This window comes from Aurantiacibacter rhizosphaerae, from assembly GCF_009807005.1.
Taxonomy (GTDB): domain Bacteria; phylum Pseudomonadota; class Alphaproteobacteria; order Sphingomonadales; family Sphingomonadaceae; genus Alteraurantiacibacter; species Alteraurantiacibacter rhizosphaerae.
The window spans coordinates 594,682-614,293 of the sequence record NZ_WUBR01000003.1; the positions used below are offsets into that span (position 1 = coordinate 594,682).

The window sequence follows — 19,612 nt, forward strand, 5'->3', positions numbered from 1 at the left end:
GCCAGCGCGTGCCTGACGCCAAAAACGATCCGGCGATCGAAGCCCTTGTTAAGCGGCGCGATGCGGCCTTCGGGCGCGGCGCGAAGCTGTTTTACGATACGCCGCTCCACCTGGTGAAGGGGGAGGGCGCCTACGTGTTTGACAGCGCGGGCCGGCGTTATGTGGACATGTACAACAACGTGCCCTGCGTAGGCCACGCCCACCCGCGCATTGTGGAAGCGATGGCCACGCAGCAGGCCACGCTCAACACCCATAGCCGTTATCTGCACGAAAGCGCGATTGCCCTGGCAGAGCGGCTGACTGCATTGCAACGGGTAACCGACTGCGCAATCTTCAGCTGCAGCGGGACCGAGGCGGTGGAAGTGGCGATGCGGATGGCGCAAATCGCAACCAGCGCGCACGGCATCATCTGCACGAACCACACCTATCACGGCAACAATGCGATGGTGGGCGCGCTCACCAATCTTGCCACGGATGATCGCACCAATCCCGCCCTGCGCGCCATTCCGTTCCCCGAAACGCTGCGCCCTGTCGAAGCAGGCCTGTCGCAGACCGAGTTGGCCGATGCCTATATCGCGCGCCTTGCCACCGCGATTGAAGAGCTGAAAGCCAACGCATCGGGCTTTGCCGCACTGATCCTGTGCCCCATCCTCGCCAATGAGGGGCTGCCCGATATTCCCGAAAGCTTCATGCAAAAGGCCGCGCGCATGGTGAGGGCCGCCGGTGGCCTGATCATCGCGGATGAAGTGCAGGCGGGCTATGGCCGCACCGGGCAATGGTGGGGCTATGATGCCGTGGGTTTTGTTCCCGATATCGTGGTAACCGGAAAGCCGATGGGCGCCGGACTGCCGCTGGCCGCCACCACCGGACGGCGCGATCTGGTGGAGGGGTTTCGGGCGGAGACCCGCTATTTCAACACCTTCGCCGCCAGTCCGCTGCAAGGCGCGGTGGGGTTGGCGGTTATCGACGTGCTGGAAACCGAAGGTATGATCGAGAATGCGCGCGATGTGGGCGCTTTCCTGCACGCCGGGCTGGCTCAGCATCAGGCGCACTGGAATGCGCTGGCCGATGTGCGCGGGAAGGGCCTTTTTCTGGGCGCGGAATTTGTCGATGCTGACGGCAGGCCGGATACCGCGCTAGCCTCCGCAATGGTGCGCGGGTTGCGGGAGCGGGGCTTTCTCACCTCGATCGATGGCGCGTTCAACAACATGGTGAAAATGCGCCCGCCGCTGCCGCTGCCGATGCAGGAGGCGCAAGGCTTCCTCGATGCATTCGAAGCAGAGATGGAGAGCCTGCATGGCTGATGGCCTGGCCATCGAAAGCTATACAGGCGCGGCCCATGCGGCCGCCGAAGCCTTCGGCGTGGAAGTTGCTGCGCTTGATCCGATTTCCATCAGCGAGAATGTTGTCTTCCGTTTGCGGGAGGCCGGAACAGGACAGCTCTACGCCCTGCGCCTGCACCGTCCCGGATACCATGCGCTCGACACGCTGGAATCGGAGCGCAGCTGGACATCCGCCCTGGCTGCGAAGGGGATGATCGTGCCTACCGGTCGCCGCTCGGCGAGTGGCAATTGGTATGAACTGGTTCGAACACCGGATGCAGCAGGAATGCGCTATGCTGGCCTGACGGTGTGGCACGAAGGGCAGGTGCTGGGCAGCGTGCTGGGGTCGCGGCGCGGGCCGGAATGTCTGCCGTGGTTCGAAAAGCTGGGCTCTCTTCTGGGCGAAATGCATCGGCACACGGCAAGCTGGGCGATCCCGGCGGGTTTTGCACGGCATCGGCTGGATCGTGATGGACTGGTGGGGGACACACCCTTCTGGGGCCGGTTCTGGCAGGCCGGAACGCTCGATAATGACGAGCGGTCGCTGCTTTCAGAAGTTCGCAAAATGGTGCGCTCGCGGCTGCAGGAACTGGAGCGGCAGGGCGCGGCATTCGGCCTGATCCACGCCGATGCGCACCTTGATAACGTGCTGATCAGCGGAGAGCGGCTTGGCCTGATCGATTTCGATGACTGCGCCTTTGGCTGGCACGCTTTTGACATGGCCGTGGCCCTGCAAGGCAGCAGCAGCCATCCGGACTTTGCTGAAATTCGCGACCACTTCCTGGCGGTTTACCAGCTGCAACAGGATGTGCCGCCCGACATCATTCAGCAGATCGACCTGTTCCTGCTGATCCGCGAATTGCAACTGGTCGGCTGGCGTGACGCGCGGCCCGAAAACCCGGAGAATCTCGACAAGGCACAATGGATGCCGCAACTGATGCAGAAGATCGACCGGGCACTGGGCAGCGTTTAGCCGCCGCCCAGTGTCGTCTAGCCCAGGTGACGCAGCCAGTTGCGCAGTTCGGTTCGCCGGGTTGGCCCGTCCAGAATATCTGCATCGATGCCCAGGCGCCATGCCACCGGATCATCCGGCATCGCACTGTCCGCTTTGCGCAGATCCGCGATGTGATCATCCAGCGCGGCCCTGCTTTCGAAAAAGCCGGTGCCGACCATTTCATCTCCATAGCCTTCGTAGATTTCCGCAAGGTGCGGCAGATCGAATTCGGGATGATACTGAACGCCCCAAGCCAGGCTCTTGCCGATGGGTATCAGTGCGGCCTGCACGCGGCAGCGCGCATTGGTGGCCAGCAGCACGCTGCCCTTTGGCAGTTGCGCCACGTGGTCATAATGAATGCAAGGCGCATCGAAAGTGGCGGGCCGATCCGCCAGCAGCGGATGATCGCGCCCGGCCTCGGTCGCCACGATCTTACGGGCGATGCCCATTTCCGCATGGGCGATGCTGCGTTCCACCACGCCGCCGCCTGCCACGGCGCAAATTTGCAGGCCCCAGCAGCTGCCGAATATCGGCAAGCCTTGATCGGCCACTTGCTGCACCCAGTCGATCTGGCGAGTCACCTCCGGCAGATCGTCATACGCGTGCAGCGCCGATCCGGAGATGACGAAACCATCATACCAATCCAGCTGCTGCGGCGGCACCCCACCTTCCAGCGCGCCATACAGCACGTCGATATCAAGGCTCGGATTCTCGGCCAGCAGGGCGCGCGCATAGACCTGCGCCGTTGTCTCGTGGCCAAGCTGTTCTGCGCGTTCGAGAGCGGGGAGGCTGCTGCCCTCCATGAGCAATAGTCTTTTCACTCTGGACCTCTTTGTGTGATCACATTAATCTGCCTGCGTTCGAGTCCATTTGCAATTGCAAATGCGAGGATAGTGATCACAAGGAGATTGAGATGAGCGAACTTTCCAGGCGCGGCATGCTGGCAGTAGCGGGCGCAGGAAGTGTCTCCCTGCTGGCCGCGGGCGCGAGGGCGGCGCCTGCCGATGCAGCGCTCCAGAACGGTACGCCCCCTGCGCCAAGGCCGGAATGGGTCTATGATGCGACGGTGGAACTGGAGCCTGAGGTGGCGCACGGCACGACCATCCGCGGAGATCGTTATCGCGTCGCCATCATTGGTGGCACCTTCGCCGGTCCGGGGTTCAAGGGGGGGGTTGTGCCCGGAGGTTACGACTGGCAATTGGTGCGCAAGGATGGCTTCTGGGAATTGTCTGCGGACTATTTCATGGAAACCGATGACGGGGTGCAGATCCACGTGTTGAACCGCGGATTATGGTTCAGCCCCACGGGCGGCTGGCCGGCCACCTATTCCGTCACCACCCCGCAGTTGGAGGCGCCCGATGGCCCTTATGACTGGCTCAACCGCTACATCTTTACTGGCACTGTCGGCCCTGCTGGAACGGAGGAAAATCCGGCGGTGAAAATCTCGATCTTCCGGCTCCTGAACCCTGCATAGGGTTCTTGAGCACGGGCCGGGTTCAGGCGCTTTTTTCTGCCGTTTCTTCCGCCTTCGCGGCGGCGTTGAACTTGATTAACTCCTTGCCAATATGGCTAATTCCGTCCCTAATATCCGCCTCGATCGCAATACGAAGGCCGGGGCGGTTGCGGTTGCGCATGGCGTCCAGCGCCTCTGCGTGACGGTCTATGCTCAGCTCCGGCCCGAAGTGCATCAGCGCCAGGCGCAGGAACGGGCCGATCTGCAGCCATATGGATTCGATCAACGGCAGGAAAACCGATTCCGGCTGCGCTGAATACAAGGTGCGGTGGAAGGCGAAATTGCTGGCCAGCCAGTGATCGTAATCGCGCGCGGCAATGCCCTTGTCGACCTCCGCATCATAGGCCACCAGCTTTTCGATCAACGCGTCATCGACATAGTCGAGGCAGCTTGATGCAGCCTCTGTCTCCAGCGCGATCCGGGCCACCACCAGATCATCGAAACGCTGCGGCGACATGATCGGAATGCGGATCCGCCGATTGCCGAGAAGCTCCACCGCGCGCTCCGTCGCCAACTGGCGCAGCGCCTCGCGAATAGGCATGGCGCTTACGTCCAGGCGCTGCGCCAGGCCGCGAATGGTCAGCGGTTCGCCAGGGGCAATTCTTCCGAGCAGGATGTCAGTCCGCAACTGGTTGTAGACCCGCTGCTGTACGGTCACGCCGTCCGCCGGATTTGCTGTATCGGGATCGGCTTTTCCGATCACATTAGACAATTGCGACACCTCAATAAGCTGTTCCGGATACCGGAATGTGATTCCAATTCCGGCATTATAGCTGAACGACACCGGCGTTGACAATGCGGCGATTCGGAAATATGTGATCACATTATTGGATTGGCGGGGGCGGTGGTTCGCTGCTTTTCGCCAGCTCCCGCGCTTCATCAAAACGGTGTTGGCGCGCATCTGGAGACGGTTTGACATTGGAATACGCACCCATCCAGGAACCCTATGCCGGCCTGCCTAGCTATTACGCTGCCACGGCCAACGCAGCAGCGCCGCGCCCGCAACTGCTGGGCGAAGAGACTTGCGACATCGCCGTGGTCGGGGCTGGCTTCACCGGAATGTCCGCGGCGCTGGAACTGGCGGAGCGCGGGTTCAGGGTCATCGTGGTGGAAGGTGAGCGTGTCGGCTGGGGCGCATCGGGCCGCAACGGCGGGCAATTGGTCAACGGATACAGCCGCCAGCTGGCCGAAGTGCGCAAGCATTATGGGGCCGAGGCGGAGCGTCAATTCGGCGAAATGGCGCGCGAGGGTTCCGATATCATCCGCGAACGCGTGGCCAAGTATGGCATCGAATGCGATCTGCGCGATGGCAACAGCATCGTGGGCATGCACAAGGCGCACATGCGCTTCCTGAGCGACCGTGTGGACGAATGGCACCGCCACGGTTGCACCGATGTTGAACTGCTGGAGGGTGACGAGCTTCGTAGCATCATCAATTCAGACCGCTATGTTGGCGGATATTACGATCCGCGCGGCGGGCACATGCATCCGCTGAATTATGTTCTGGGTGAAGCTGCGGCTTTTGAAAATCTGGGTGGACGGATCTTCGAAAAATCGCGCGTGACCAACGTTGATCGCTCGGCAAACCCGGTGGTGCATACCGCGCAGGGCCAGGTCCGCGCGAACAAGGTGCTGGTATGCGGCAACGCCTATCTCGGCGATGCCGCGCCCGATCTTTCCAGCCGTATCCTGCCTGTTTCCAGCCAGATCATCAGTACAGAAGTGCTGGGCAAGGATCTGGTCGACGAACTGCTGCCCGCAAATGCCGCGATGGAAGATGCGCGCTACATCCCCGATTACTATCGCCGCACGGCCGACCATCGCATCATCTATGGCGGTGGTTCGGTGTATGGCGGCGTCGATCCCGCCAACATCAAGGCCAAGATCCTGCCGCAGATGCTGCAAACCTTCCCGCAGCTTCAGAACGTGAAGATCGATCATGTCTGGTCCGGCAATTTCGCGCTGACGATGACGCGCTACCCGCAGGTGGGGCGCGTGTCTGACAGTGTCTATTATTCACAAGGCGACAGCGGCCACGGCGTAACCACCACGCAAATGCTGGGCCGACGGCTGGCCGAGGCGATCGACGGCCAGCTCACCAAATTCGATGTGTTCGCCAGGGTTCCATACATCCCCTTCGTGGGCGGAAAGCATTTCAGGGTGCCGTACTGCTTTGTCGGCTCCTGGTATTACGGTCTTCGCGACAAATTGGGCGTCTGATCGCCACCATTACAACGACATCAAAGTATCGAGGGAGTAATCATATGCGGGTTGGTCTAGTTATTGGCGCTTCTATTGTTGCATTGTCCGCCAATCCGGTGGTGGCGCAGGAGGCAGCGGACACGCAGCGCAGTCCCGCCGCGCAGGATGGCGCCATCGTTGTCACGGCGCAGCGGCGTGAGCAGAACGTGCAGGACGTGCCGATTGCCATCAGTGTCGTCTCCGGCGATTCCCTGCAGGACGGACGCATCCGCACGATCGACGAGATCGGCCAGCAGGTCAGCAATACGCAGATCTATCAGGACAAGGGCGGCAGCCAGCCCAACTGGACCATTCGCGGCGTGTCGCTGTTCGATTTCAATGTCAACAACAGCCCTTCCACCTCGATCTTCATTGACGAGGTTTACCAGCCGTCATCGGTGATGGGTTCAGGCGGCATTTTCGATCTGGAACGGGTGGAAGTGCTGCGTGGTCCGCAATCCGGCCTGTATGGTCGCAACTCGGTTGGCGGCGCGGTGCAGATCATCTCGCGCGAAGCCCGCCCCGGTGACAATGATGGCTATATCAATGTCGATTACGGTTCCTGGAACCGCTATCGCCTGGAGGCGGCCCAGTCTGTCACGCTGGGCGATAACACCGCGCTGCGTCTGGCAGTTCTCAATGATGGCAGCTTTGGCGGCGGCTGGCAGGAAAGCCTGGCCGGTGGCCGCGATTGGGGAGAGCCGGACCGGCTGGCCGTGCGCGGCATCCTGCGTTCCGAAGTGGGCGCGCTGACGGCGAAGCTGAAGCTGTATTATGCCCGCGACAAGAGCGACACCGTGCTGGCGACTGCCGCGGCCCCCTATTCACCCACCTTCGATTTCTGCGACGCTGTTCTTGCCGGTAATCTTGATCAGGACAATTGCTTGACGCTGGCACAGCTGATCGATCCATCACTGGCGGGTGCCGGCGCGCAAAGCGATGATGGCAAGCGTGTGCTGTCGCAGCCGATCAACCACCTGGACAATGAAGAGCTGAGCGCCACGCTGAACCTGTCCGTCGATGTGGGCGATCTCACCATCACATCGATCAGCGGCTATACGGATTTCGATTTCGGCTTCGATTTCGATTACGATGCCAGCCAGCTTAATCTTGGCGGCTGGACCGAACAGGCGGGCCTGCGCAATTTCAACCAGGAACTGCGCATCGCCTCCCCATCATCGGGCGCTTTGCGCTGGCAGGCGGGCGTGCTTTACACCAATTACAGGTTCGATGAATTCAAGGAATTCAACTGGACCGATAACCCCCTGCTGTTCGATACGTTCAACCCGATTTTCGGCGTCGGTTACCAGGATCTGTTCTTGGATGTGACCTATCGCCAAAAGACGCGCTATTGGGGCGTTTACGGCCAGTTCGATTACGATCTGACGCCCGATCTCACTTTCAGCGGTTCCCTGCGCTATTCCGATGAGAAGACGACATATCGCGATGGCCGCACCGGCTTCCAGTCGATCACCAGCTTCCCTGCGCCGGACGGTATTGACCTGATCCCGGTGGGCGCCATCGATCGTGATTATTCGCTGGGCGATCATTTCACCGGATCGGCAACGCTATCATATCGCCCCACGGCTGAATCCATGGTCTACGCCACGATTGCGCGCGGCTATAAATCCGGCGGCGTTCCGGGCGGTTTCCCGCAAACCACGGAAGACACGCTGCCGTATGAGGAGGAATTCGTCCTCAACTACGAAGCCGGTTTCCGCACGCAGTGGCTGGATCGCGCGCTGCAGATCAACGGGTCGATCTTTCATTACGACCATGACGATATCCAGGCATTCTCCACCGTGCCCAGCACCCTTACGCCGGGGCAGTTCGCCTTCCGCCTCACCAACATCGGCGATGGCTATAATTTCGGCGGAGAGCTGGAAGTGGTGGCACGGCCCGTGTGGGGCCTGCGCCTGGGCGCGTCGGTCGGCTATCTGAAGACAAAGATTACCGATAGTGACAAGGTCTTCTTCTCCTTCGATAACCAGGCCATCCCGTGGGAAGGCCAGCGACTGGATTACGCCCCGACATGGAGCGGCAATCTGTTCGCCACATACACCACCGACGTAAGCGAAACGAAGGAGCTGACACTGGCGGCAGATTACAACTTCCGATCGCGCCTGCGCTATGGCCAGACGCTGGTTGACGAAGCGCTTCGCGCCGTGCCCGGCTACGGCGTGGCCAATGGCCGGATCGCGCTGGAGGATGATGCCGGCTGGTCTGTCGTCCTGTGGTCGAAGAACCTGCTGGACAAGGCCTATATCACCGATGCCAGCAATGATGGTGTTGGCAGTTACTACCGCACCTATGGCGAACCGCGATCCATCGGCGTGGCGCTGGGCTTCCGCTGGTGAACGCACCTGCGCCCGATACTGCTCAACGGCGCATCGATATTGCCGCAGCGATCGGGTACGGAATATGCGGTGTCGCCATCCTTTCGCTGCAGCCCCTCGCATTCGGCCCATTGGTTGAAGCGGGGCGGCTGAGCGAGAGCAACCTTGGTGCGATTGCCGGGCTGGAAACTGCCGGACTGGCGCTGTCCTCCGCCGTTCTGCCCGGCTGGATCAGCGGCAAGAATATCCGGCCCAAGCTGGCGTTGCTGGCTGTCGTCGTGCTGGTGTGCAATTTGCTTACGCCCCATGTCGGCTATTCAACCGGGCTGTGGCTGACCCGCCTGCTTTGCGGACTTGCCGAAGGCGGCGTTCTGGCGGGTGCCTTCGTCGTGCTGTTCCATTCCGGAAAGCCTGACCGGATGAACGCGCTGTTCCTGGCGGTGTCTAACATCGTCATCGCGCTGATATCCTATCTCGTGCCGACCGTGATCCTGCCGCAATTCGGCACTTCCGGCCCGTTTTCCGTGCTGGCGGGGCTGGCGCTGGCTGCGCTGATTGCCGTGTTTGCGATCGGTCATAAGCCTGAACCCATGCCCGCACCTGTCAGCACATGGCGCAGCTGGCCGTTTGCCACCTGGCTGGTGCTGGTGGGCATCGTCTTGCAGAATGCGGGCGTCGTATCGGGCTGGGTGTTCTTGGAATCGACGGCACGCGCGGCGGACCTTGGGGCGCAGCCTCTGGCGCTGTCGGCTTCGCTGGGACTGCTGGCACAGGTGGCCGGCGCGTCCACGGTGGCGCTGATCGGCTATCGACTGCCAGCGGGCAAGGCGCTGGTGATCGGCGGCACGGCACTGGCCGGGGCGATCCTGTGGCTCGGCCATCCCAGCAGCGCGCTGACCTTTATCCTGCCGAATGTGGTGATGGGCGCCTTCTGGCTGGCGCTGCTGCCGCTTTCGATCAAGCTGGTTTGCGAGATCGAGCGCAATCACCACGCCCTGTATCTCACCGCCGCAGCACAGCTTCTGGGGATGAGCCTGGGGCCGCTGATCTCTTCGCTTTTCGTATCGAGTGAGACGGTGAAACCTGCCTATTGGGTTGGCTTTACCTTGGCGATGCTGGCCGTGGGCGCTTTCGCCCTGGCGGCCAATTCGGCTGACCGTATACGACGTACCGCTTAAAGAAGGGCAGAACAGATGGTTTGGACTACGCGCGACATTGGCCTTTTCAGAGGTGTGCCGCAGGTTGAAAATTTCCGCCACATGGCCAGCGTAACCCCGTGCCGACGCATCAACCGCGCCACGAATGCCTTTCCCATACCGGAGAATGACACCGCATTCAGCCTGCCGTCCGCCTTCGATGCCCTGGGCAAGACGCATGACATGGCGGCCTTCCTTGACGATGTGACCACCACCGGCCTGATGGTGCTGCACAAGGGAGAGAAGGTTTACGAGAACTACTGGCACGGCAACCGCGCCGATACGCAGGTTGCCATCTTCAGTTGCACGAAAAGCTTCGTCTCCACCCTGGTCGCCTGCGCCTTGCGCGATGGGCATATCGCCAGCGTGGACGATACGGCAGACACATACGCGCCCGAACTCAAGGGCTCCGGCTACGAAGGCGTGCGGATAGAGGATATCCTGCAAATGTCCTCCGGAGTGCGCTGGAACGAGGATTATGGCGATCCCAACTCCGATATCGCGCGTTTCGCCGCCGCGTATCTTGAGCCTGCATCCTTTGACGCGGTGTGCGCATCCCTGCCGCGAGAGCATGAGCCGGGCACCTACAATCGCTATAACACCTGTGACACGCATGTTCTGGGCATGATAGTCAGCCGCGCGGTTGGCATGTCGCTAACCGATTACCTGCAACAGCAGGTGTGGGATGTGCTGGGCATGGAGGATGACTCCTTCATTCTGGTTGATGGAGAAGGCGTGGAAGCGGCAGGCATGGGCCTGCAGGTCACCTTGCGGGATATGGCAAAGCTGGGCCAGCTGATGCTGCGCGGCGGGATTTCTCCAGATGGTGCAAAGCTGTTGCCCGATGGCTGGATCGCCCACTGTGCAACGGCCAGCAAACCTCATCTGATGCCCGGTAAACGGCCTAATGCCAGCTATCCCTGGGGCTATGGCTACCAATGGTGGATCCCGGATGAGACCGGCGTCTTCACCGCATTGGGCGTCTATCACCAGATGATCTGGGTCGATCAGGATCGCGATGTCGTGATCGCCAAGACCACTGCCTATCCCGAATTCGGGCAGGATCACGATGATGAAGATCGGGTGGACGCACTGCATTTTGCGGCATGCCACGCCATCGCCGCAGCCGCGGCTGGCCAGTAAGGACAAGAAGATTGGCGGCGTTGATGTGCAAGGTCTGCACCGATGCCACCATGTGAATGGATCACGCCATGACCGATAATCTTTCCGCCAAGGATAAGCGCAGCCTGTTTCACGCGGTCTCGTCCATCGCCGATACTGCCAGCTCCGGCCCCTTCGTGCTGAGCCACGGCAAGGGCAGCACGGTGACGGATGAGCATGGGCGTGACTATATCGACATGGGGGCAGGGCTGTGGTGCGTGAACATCGGCTATGGCCGTGACGAGGTGGCCGATGCCGTGGCGCAGGCGACGCGCCAGCTGAGTTTTCAGCACCTGTTCGGCGGGGCCGCGTCTGCCCCGGCCATCGAACTGGCGGACCGATTGCTCACCCTGTTTCGGGAGCGTGCAAATGCGCCGCACATGGCCCGCGTGTTCTTTGGATCATCGGGATCAGACGCGAATGACACCGCGTACAAGATGGTGCTGCACTACCATAACCTGATCGGCAAGCCGCAGAAGAAGAAGGTGATTTCCCGCCACGGCGCCTATCATGGATTGACCTATGCTGCCGGCAGCCTGACCGGCATCCCCGCCTATCACAAGGCGTTCGACATGCCTGCCCACGGCGTGCTGCACGTAGATGCGCCGCATTATTATCGCGGCGCCATGGCAGGAGAGAGCGAGGCGGATTTTGCCGCGCGCATGGTGGCGCAATTGCGCGACACGATAGAGCGCGAGGGGCCGGAAACGATTGCCGCATTCTGGGCAGAGCCGGTGATGGGCACAGGCGGCGTGATCCCGCCGCCGCAGGGGTATTTCGAAGGTGTGCAGCAATTGCTGGCACAGCACGATATTCTGTTCGTGGCGGACGAGGTGATCACCGGATTTGGCCGGACCGGCGAATGGTTCGGCACCGGCCGCTATGATCTGAAACCCGATATCGTCAATCTCGCCAAGGGGCTGACCAGTGCCTATCAGCCGCTGTCTGCCACGATTGTGGGGGACCGGATCTGGGATGTGCTGGAGGGCGCATCGGCGCAGCACGGTGCCTTCATGCATGGCTTCACCTATTCCGGCCACCCGGTGTGCTGCGCGGCGGCACTGGCGGTGCTGGATATCATGGAGAGCGAGAGCATCGTCGATCCGGTCGCCGCGAAGGGGGAGCGGCTGCTGGCTAGCCTCAAGCAGCGATTGAAAGATCATCCCTTCGTGGGCGATATTCGTGGCGCGGGCCTGATGGTGGCGATCGAATATCTTGCCGATCCCGCCACGAAACGGGACTTTGCCGGCATGGCTGGCCACAAGATCGTGGCCGCCCATGTGCGGGAGGAAGGCGTGCTGTCGCGCGCCTTGCCGTGGATGCCGGTAACCTCGCTGTCACCGCCGCTGGTGATCGCCGATGCCGAACTGGATGAGGCTATCGAACGCTATGCAAAGGGGGCCGAGCGCGCGCTTCCCCAATTGGAGAGCGCAGCCTCGGCCTGAATTTGCGTCATCGATGATGAGGCCGTTCAGATCGGGCGGGGCGGTTCTTCGAGGTCGTAAGGGACTACGCTTCTCTTGTAGTGATCGATGCTGATCACCTGGTCGCTGGGCGGATATGCGCGCTGATCGCAGCTGATCCGGGGGCAGATGCGGCAGGATACGCCAATGGGGGTCGTCTCGTCATCGGAGCCGGTGCCGATTGAATCGGCATAGACGAAATCGTCGCTATGCTTGGCTTCGCACCCCAGCGCCACGGCATAGCGCCTGGGGTTCTTGTCGAACCGGCCCGATGTTTTCACCAGACCCTTCGCCATGGAAACATAGCGCATGCCATCGGGCATCTCTGCCAGCTGCACCAATATGCGATCGGGAATGGCCACGGCCTCGTGGACAATCCACAGCGGACAGGCGCCGCCATAGCGGGCGAACTGCAATTGCGTGGCGCTGTGCCGCTTGGTGATGTTGCCCGCCATATCCACCCGGCAGAAGAACACCGGCAGCCCGCTCGATGTTTCGCGCTGCAGGCTGGAGAGGCGATGGCATGTCTGTTCGAAACTGGTGCGGAAGATCAGGCTGATCCGGTCGATATCGTGCCGGAATTCCCGCGCGGCTTTCCGAAACCGTTCGTAAGGCATCAGGAAAGCGCCAGCGGCGTAATTTGCCAAGCCCACCTTCAGCAGTTCGCGTGCAGTGTCCGTGCGCAACTGCGCGGCAGACGCGATATCCGTGATCGCGTCGCTCAGCGAACAGGTGACCAGGTGATAGGCCACCTGAAACCGTATCCCTGAGGGCGATTGTCCGGCATTGATGTGCAGCCGCTTCTGCTCATTATCGAAGCGGCGCAGCGTCTCGCTCTGTTCCAGCACCACATCCACGCCGTAGCGGTCCTTCAGATGCCCGCGCATCGCGGCTCCGCTAACGTGATCGTGCTCGTCCAGCATCGATTCCGCCAGCTTTTCTGCCGACTTGTCCAGCAGATCGACATAGTTGTTCGATATGTGAAACCAGTCCCGCACCTCTTCCCACGGCAGCCGCGCGCCAATCGAACTGTCGACCGATATCGCCTCGTCCACCACTTCCAGCCGCTGGCTGGTGCGGCGATAAATCTCGTGCAGATCGATGAAGCGGCGGGCAAATTCGGGCTGTTGTTCGGCCAGCTTCACCAGCCTGTCTGGCGGCATCTGGTCCCCGAACACGGGATCGCCCACCGCCTCCCTCAGGGCATGGGCCAGCCGCTCCGTTTCATCGACGGCGAAATCCTGCCAGTCGATCGGAAACAGGGTGGCCAGCCGCTCTGAAAGATTGGGGGTAAGCGGGCGGTCGTCATGCTCCAGCTGGCTGAGGTAGGAGGAGCTGATACCCAGCGATTGCGCCAGATCGTTCTGCTGCAATCCCCTGGCTGTTCGCAGCTTCCTGAGCTGCGGACCAGCGAAGATTCTCGGGCGTTTTGTCATGGCTCAAGCATATTTTGCAAATTCGGGTTTTGCAAATTTGCAAATTAACATTGGACGCCTCGCTTTTTAGGCGACATTCCCCCAGCCTTGTCCAAGGTCACTCAGGTTTGAAATGTCAGCCAATATTGCCGAGATGGAACGTCGCCGAGAAGCCGCCCGCATGGGTGGCGGCCAGAAGCGTATCGATGCGCAGCATGGCAAGGGTAAGCTAACCGCGCGAGAGCGGCTGGACGTGCTGTTGGACGAGGGCAGCTTCGAAGAGCTGGACACCTATGTCGAGCATGACTGCGTGGATTTCGGTATGCAGGACCAGAAGATCCCCGGCGATGGCGTGGTCACCGGCAGCGGCACGATCAATGGCCGGCTTGTCTATGTCTTCAGCCAGGATTTCACCGTCTTTGGCGGTTCATTGTCCAAGCGTCATGCGGAGAAGATCTGCAAGGTGATGGACAACGCCATGAAAATGGGCGCGCCCGTTATCGGATTGAACGACAGCGGCGGCGCGCGCATCCAGGAAGGCGTGGCCAGCCTTGGCGGCTATGCCGAGGTGTTTCAGCGCAACGTGCTGGCATCGGGCGTGGTGCCGCAGCTCAGCCTGATCATGGGGCCATGCGCGGGCGGGGCGGTGTATTCGCCCGCCATGACGGACTTCATCTTCATGGTGAAGGACAGCTCCTACATGTTCGTGACCGGTCCGGAAGTGGTGAAGACGGTCACCAATGAAGAGGTGACGCAGGAAGACCTTGGCGGTGCGGTGGTGCACACCACGAAAACCAGCGTGGCCGACCTTGCGCTGGAAAACGATATCGAGGCGCTGCTGGCCGCGCGCGAGATGATCGGCTTTGTACCGGCCAACAACCGCGCCGAACTGCCCACCGTGCCGACGGACGACCCGTGGGATCGCATCGAAGACAGCCTGGACACGCTGATCCCGGCCAGCTCCAACATGCCTTACGACATGCATGAGCTGATCGGCAAAGTGGTGGATGATGGCAATTTCTTTGAAATCCAGCCGAAGCACGGCGGCAACATCATCACCGGCTTTGGCCGGATAGAAGGCAAGCCCATCGGCATTGTCGCCAACCAGCCGATGGTACTGGCGGGCGTGCTGGATATCGATGCCAGCCGCAAGGCCGCGCGCTTCGTGCGGTTCTGCGATGCCTTCAGCATTCCCATCATCACCTTCGTGGACGTGCCCGGCTTCCTTCCCGGCACCAGCCAGGAACACAACGGCATCATCAAGCACGGCGCAAAGCTGCTGTTCGCTTATGCCGAGGCGACCGTGCCCAAGATCACCGTGATCACGCGCAAGGCATATGGCGGCGCGTATGACGTGATGGCATCAAAGCATCTGCGCGGCGATCTCAACTATGCCTGGCCCACCGCCGAGATCGCGGTGATGGGCGCGAAGGGCGCGGTGGAGATCATCTTCCGGCAGGATCGCGACAATCCGGACAAGATCGCCGAGAAAACTAAGGAATATGAAGACCGCTTCGCCAACCCCTTCGTGGCGGCATCGCGCGGTTATATCGACGAGGTGATCTACCCGCGTTCCACCCGCCGCCGCATCGCGCTGGGCTTGCGCAAGCTGGCCACGAAGCAGCTCGAAAACCCCTGGAAAAAGCACGATAATCTGCCGCTATGAAAGATCAGAACACCAAAAGCGACTGGCAAGCCAGGGCCGACAAGGAAGTCAAGGGCCGCGATCTGACCTGGCATACGCCGGAAGGTATCGCCGTGCAGCCCCTGTACACCGCCGATGATACTCAGGGGCTGGACCCCGGCCTTCCCGGTTTCGAACCCTTCACCCGCGGTCCCTACGCCAGCATGTACACGGGCCGCCCGTGGACGATCCGCCAATATGCAGGGTTCTCCACCGCCGAGGAATCGAACGCATTCTACCGCCGCAACCTGGCCGCCGGGCAAAAGGGGCTGTCGGTTGCCTTCGACCTTGCCACTCACCGCGGCTATGACAGCGATCATCCGCGCGTTGTGGGTGACGTCGGCAAGGCGGGCGTGGCTATTGACACCGTGCGCGACATGGAGATCCTGTTCGACCAGATCCCGCTTGAGACCATGAGCGTGTCGATGACGATGAACGGCGCTGTGATCCCCATCCTCGCCTTCTACATCGTGGCGGGCGAACGTCAGGGCGTGAGCGCCGAAAAGCTGAGCGGCACCATTCAGAACGACATCCTGAAGGAGTTCATGGTCCGCAACACATACATCTATCCGCCAGAGCCATCGATGCGGATCGTGTCGGATATCATCGCCTACACTTCGCAGCACATGCCGCGCTTCAACAGCATCTCCATCAGCGGCTATCACATGCACGAAGCCGGGGCGACCGCCGTGCAGGAGCTGGCCTTCACCATTGCCGATGGCAAGGAATACGCCAGGCGCGCGATGGAAGCCGGGCTGGATATCGATGCCTTCGCGCCGCGCCTGTCCTTCTTCTGGGGCATCGGCATGAACTTCTTCATGGAAATCGCCAAGATGCGCGCGGCGCGCGCCCTGTGGCACGATGTGATGGATGACCTTGGCGCGCAGAACCCCAAGTCCAAGATGCTGCGCACCCATTGCCAGACCAGCGGCGTCAGCTTGCAGGAGCAGGATCCCTACAACAACGTGATCCGCACCACGATAGAGGCGATGGCCGCCGTGCTGGGCGGCACGCAGTCGCTCCACACCAATGCGCTGGACGAGGCGATTGCACTGCCGACGGACTTCTCCGCCCGCATCGCCCGCAACACCCAATTGGTGATCCAGGAGGAAGCCGGCATTACCAATGTCGCCGATCCGCTGGGCGGCAGCTATTACATCGAAAGCCTGACCGCCGCACTGGTGGAAAAGGCCAAGGCCATGCTGGACGAGGTAGAGGCGGCAGGCGGCATGACCGAATATGTCGCCAGCGGAAAGCCCAAGGCCCAGATCGAGGAAGCCGCCGCTGCCAAGCAGGCGAGCGTCGACAAGGGTGAGACGGTGATCGTCGGCGTGAACAAGTACCGCCTCGATGAAGAGGCCGAGATCGACACGCTGGATATCGACAACCACGCCGTGCGCCAGAGCCAGATCGAACGCATCGAAAAGGTGCGCGAGGGCCGCGACGAGGCAGCCTGCCAGGCAGCCTTGAAGGCTCTTTCCGAAGGTGCGGCAGAGACCGACAACGTGCTGGAACTGGCCGTTGCCGCCGCGCGCCAGGATGCGACGCTGGGCGAAATATCCTCTGCAATGGAGGATGTGTTCGGCCGTTATGACACCGTGCCCACGCCCGTGCGCGGCGTTTACACCTCTGCCTACGCCGGTGATGCGCGCTACCGCCAGGTGGTGGACGGGGTGAAGGCGGTGGAACGCCGCCTTGGCCGCGCGCCGAAGCTGATGGTCGCCAAGATGGGGCAGGATGGGCATGATCGCGGGGCGAACGTGATCGCCTCCGCCTTTGCCGACATGGGTTTCGAGGTGATTTCCGGCCCCTTGTTCCAGACGCCCGCAGAAACGCGTGACATGGCTTTGGAAAAGGATGTGGACGCCATCGGCGCCAGCAGCCTTGCCGCAGGCCACAAGACACTGATCCCCGACCTGATCCGACTGCTGAAAGATGCCGGCCGGTCTGACATCAAGGTGGTGGCAGGCGGCGTGATCCCGCAGAAGGATTATGACTTCCTTCGCGATGCCGGGGTTCAAGGCATCTATGGGCCGGGCAGCAACGTGGTCGAATGCGCGGCGGACCTGCTGCGGCTGCTGGGGCACAACATGCCGCCTGCGGGAGAAGAACTGGAGGCCGCGGAGTAAATATGTTCAAGAAAATCCTCATCGCCAATCGGGGCGAGATTGCGTGCCGTGTGATCAAGTCGGCACAGGGCATGGGTATTGCCACCGTCGCGGTCTATTCCGATGCCGATGCGCGCGCGCCCTTCGTGCAGATGGCAGACGAGGCGGTGCATATCGGCCCGGCACCGGCAGCAGAATCCTATCTGTTGGCCGACAAGATTATCGACGCCTGCAAGCAGACCGGCGCCGAGGCCGTGCATCCCGGCTATGGCTTCCTGTCGGAACGCGCCAGCTTTGTTGAGGCGCTGGAAAAAGAGAACATCGCCTTCATCGGCCCGCCCGCAAAGGCCATTGCGGCGATGGGCGACAAGATCGAGAGCAAGAAACTGGCCAAGGCCGCAGGCGTCAACACTGTGCCCGGATCGGAAGACGCCATCGACACGACCGAGGAGGCGCTGAAGGTCTCCAACGACATCGGCTATCCGGTGATGATGAAGGCCAGCGCGGGCGGCGGCGGCAAGGGCATGCGGCTGGCGTGGAACGACAAGGACGTTGAGGAAGGTTTCGAGGCCACCAAGCGCGAGGGACTGAACAGCTTTGGCGACGATCGCGTCTTCATCGAGAAGTTCATCGAAGACCCGCGCCATATCGAGATTCAGGTGCTGGGCGACAAGCACGGCAACGTCCTCTACCTCAACGAGCGTGAATGCAGCATCCAGCGCCGCCATCAAAAGGTGGTGGAAGAAGCGCCATCGCCGTTCGTCACCCCGGAAATGCGCCGCAAGATGGGTGAGCAGGCCGTCGCGCTGTCGCAGGCGGTGGGATACCACTCCGCAGGCACGGTGGAATTGATCGTATCGGGCGCGGACCCGACCGGCGAAAGCTTCTACTTCCTGGAAATGAACACCCGCCTGCAGGTGGAGCATCCGGTGACGGAGGCGATCACGGGCATCGACCTTGTCGAGCAGATGATCCGCGTGGCTGCGGGCGAAAAGCTGCCGATGACGCAGGACGATATCGGCATCGACGGCTGGTCCATCGAAACCCGCATCTATGCAGAAGATCCCTATCGCGGTTTCCTGCCCAGCACCGGGCGACTGGTGCGCTATGGCACGCCGGTGGAGCCTTGGGCGGGGGATTTGCGCGGCGTGGCACAGGAAAATGGCGGCGGTGTACGGCTCGATTCAGGCGTTCAGGAAGGCGGCGAGGTGTCGATCTTCTACGATCCGATGATCGCCAAGCTCGTGACCTGGGGCGAAACGCGCGATGCGGCGGCGGATTTGCAGATCGCGGCGCTGGACGGGGTGGAATTGCAGGGCCTTGGCCACAACGTGGATTTCCTGTCCGCACTGATGCAGCACCCGCGTTTTCGCAGCGGCAATATCACCACCGGCTTCATTGCGGAGGAATATCCCGAAGGCTTTGAAGGCGCAGCCACCAGCGAAGAACGCCTGCGCGTGATCGCGGCCATTGCGGCAGGTATCGAATTTACGCACCAGTCGCGCCAGCGGCAGATCAGCGGCCAGCTTAATGGTCCTCAACCCGTGTCCGCCGCTTGGATCGTGCGCGTCGATGGTGTGGATCACACCGTTACTCTGGGAGACGGGCACGCGATGGTGAACGGCCACAAGGTGGAGGGCACCTGTGATTGGAAGCCGGGCGATCGCACCGCCACCGCCACGCAGGCCGATGGGCCGACGCTGGGGCTGACGGTAACGCGCAACCGGCCCAACTGGCAGATCAACACGCACGGGCGCAGCTACACCGCGCGTGCTCTGCCCGCCAAGATCGCTGCGCTGGCCGATCACATGATCGAAAAAGTGCCGCCCGATACATCGAAAATGCTGCTGTGCCCGATGCCGGGCCTGCTGGTGAAACTGCACGTGGCGGAGGGTGACGCGGTGGAAGCCGGCCAACCGCTCGCCACGGTAGAAGCCATGAAGATGGAAAACATCCTGCGCGCCGAAAAATCGGGCACCGTTGCCACGATCAATTTCGCAGAGGGCGATACGCTCGTCGTCGACGCAGTGATCCTAGAGCTTGAATAGGAGAGACCCATGAAAATCCTCGTGCCCGTTAAGCGGGTGATAGATTACAATGTGAAGCCGCGCGTGAAGAGCGATGGTTCGGGTGTTGATCTGGCGAACGTCAAGATGAGCATGAACCCGTTTGACGAGAT

At 61.4% G+C, this 19,612-nt stretch carries 14 protein-coding genes and 1 pseudogene; 12 read left to right on the top strand and 3 right to left on the bottom strand.

Annotation, left to right across the window (positions count from 1 at the left end; translation table 11 throughout):
* Positions 1-8 precede the first annotated feature (8 nt).
* Together GRF63_RS15215 and GRF63_RS15220 are read left to right on the top strand one after the other, a co-directional pair.
* Positions 9-1,304 (top strand): aminotransferase class III-fold pyridoxal phosphate-dependent enzyme, encoded by a 1,296-nt coding sequence (locus GRF63_RS15215; protein WP_160486856.1) that lies wholly within the window; start codon positions 9-11, stop codon positions 1,302-1,304.
* A complete protein-coding gene (locus tag GRF63_RS15220; protein ID WP_160486857.1) occupies positions 1,297-2,295 on the top strand; it encodes a phosphotransferase enzyme family protein in 999 nt (332 codons plus the stop codon). The genes GRF63_RS15215 and GRF63_RS15220 overlap by 8 nt, the downstream gene beginning before the upstream one ends.
* A 17-nt stretch (positions 2,296-2,312) precedes the next feature.
* Here GRF63_RS15220 and GRF63_RS15225 read toward each other — a convergent pair whose 3' ends face one another.
* Positions 2,313-3,137 carry a glutamine amidotransferase-related protein gene (locus GRF63_RS15225; protein WP_160486858.1) on the bottom strand — a complete coding sequence of 275 codons (825 nt, stop codon included), beginning with the start codon at positions 3,135-3,137 and terminating at the stop codon, positions 2,313-2,315.
* 92 nt (positions 3,138-3,229) lie between these two features.
* Between GRF63_RS15225 and GRF63_RS15230 the strand changes: the two genes are divergently transcribed.
* The gene (locus GRF63_RS15230) at positions 3,230-3,790 is read left to right on the top strand and encodes a DUF3237 family protein (RefSeq protein WP_237392520.1); all 561 of its coding nucleotides are present in this window, start codon (positions 3,230-3,232) and stop codon (positions 3,788-3,790) included.
* 22 nt (positions 3,791-3,812) lie between these two features.
* Here the strand turns inward: GRF63_RS15230 and GRF63_RS15235 are convergent, their stop codons facing one another.
* The gene (locus GRF63_RS15235; RefSeq protein ID WP_337189690.1) at positions 3,813-4,532 is read right to left on the bottom strand and encodes a GntR family transcriptional regulator; all 720 of its coding nucleotides are present in this window, start codon (positions 4,530-4,532) and stop codon (positions 3,813-3,815) included.
* Positions 4,533-4,741: 209 nt separating this feature from the next.
* On the opposite strand from GRF63_RS15235, the gene GRF63_RS15240 reads away from it, so the two are divergent.
* The 5 genes from GRF63_RS15240 to GRF63_RS15260 all read left to right on the top strand — a co-directional run bounded on the left by GRF63_RS15240 (position 4,742) and on the right by GRF63_RS15260 (position 12,208).
* Complete coding sequence (locus tag GRF63_RS15240; RefSeq protein ID WP_237392521.1) at positions 4,742-6,049, top strand: NAD(P)/FAD-dependent oxidoreductase; 1,308 nt, start codon at positions 4,742-4,744, stop codon at positions 6,047-6,049.
* 83 nt (positions 6,050-6,132) lie between these two features.
* Entirely contained in the window at positions 6,133-8,427 is a 2,295-nt protein-coding gene (locus GRF63_RS15245) for a TonB-dependent receptor (RefSeq protein ID WP_237392522.1), read from the top strand.
* On the top strand, positions 8,424-9,584 hold the full coding sequence (locus tag GRF63_RS15250) for a hypothetical protein (protein ID WP_337189691.1): 1,161 nt from the start codon (positions 8,424-8,426) through the stop codon (positions 9,582-9,584). Before GRF63_RS15245 ends, GRF63_RS15250 begins: the two co-directional genes overlap by 4 nt.
* 15 nt (positions 9,585-9,599) lie before the next feature.
* Positions 9,600-10,745, top strand: coding sequence for a serine hydrolase domain-containing protein (locus tag GRF63_RS15255; protein ID WP_237392523.1), 1,146 nt, complete (start codon positions 9,600-9,602; stop codon positions 10,743-10,745).
* A gap of 68 nt (positions 10,746-10,813) precedes the next feature.
* Positions 10,814-12,208 (top strand): aminotransferase family protein, encoded by a 1,395-nt coding sequence (locus tag GRF63_RS15260; RefSeq protein WP_160486860.1) that lies wholly within the window; start codon positions 10,814-10,816, stop codon positions 12,206-12,208.
* A gap of 26 nt (positions 12,209-12,234) precedes the next feature.
* Here the strand turns inward: GRF63_RS15260 and GRF63_RS15265 are convergent, their stop codons facing one another.
* Positions 12,235-13,662 (bottom strand): helix-turn-helix domain-containing protein, encoded by a 1,428-nt coding sequence (locus GRF63_RS15265; RefSeq protein WP_160486861.1) that lies wholly within the window; start codon positions 13,660-13,662, stop codon positions 12,235-12,237.
* A gap of 112 nt (positions 13,663-13,774) precedes the next feature.
* Between GRF63_RS15265 and GRF63_RS15270 the strand changes: the two genes are divergently transcribed.
* From GRF63_RS15270 to GRF63_RS15285, 4 genes and pseudogenes are all read left to right on the top strand, one after another.
* A complete protein-coding gene (locus tag GRF63_RS15270; RefSeq protein WP_160486862.1) occupies positions 13,775-15,307 on the top strand; it encodes an acyl-CoA carboxylase subunit beta in 1,533 nt (510 codons plus the stop codon).
* Positions 15,304-17,454: a methylmalonyl-CoA mutase gene (gene scpA, locus GRF63_RS15275; protein ID WP_160486863.1), complete on the top strand. Its 2,151-nt coding sequence runs from the start codon at positions 15,304-15,306 to the stop codon at positions 17,452-17,454. Before GRF63_RS15270 ends, scpA begins: the two co-directional genes overlap by 4 nt.
* A 2-nt stretch (positions 17,455-17,456) precedes the next feature.
* Positions 17,457-19,481 (top strand): acetyl-CoA carboxylase biotin carboxylase subunit, encoded by a 2,025-nt coding sequence (locus GRF63_RS15280; protein WP_160486864.1) that lies wholly within the window; start codon positions 17,457-17,459, stop codon positions 19,479-19,481.
* A gap of 9 nt (positions 19,482-19,490) precedes the next feature.
* Positions 19,491-19,612 (top strand): annotated as a pseudogene (locus GRF63_RS15285) (electron transfer flavoprotein subunit beta/FixA family protein); the annotation flags it as partial.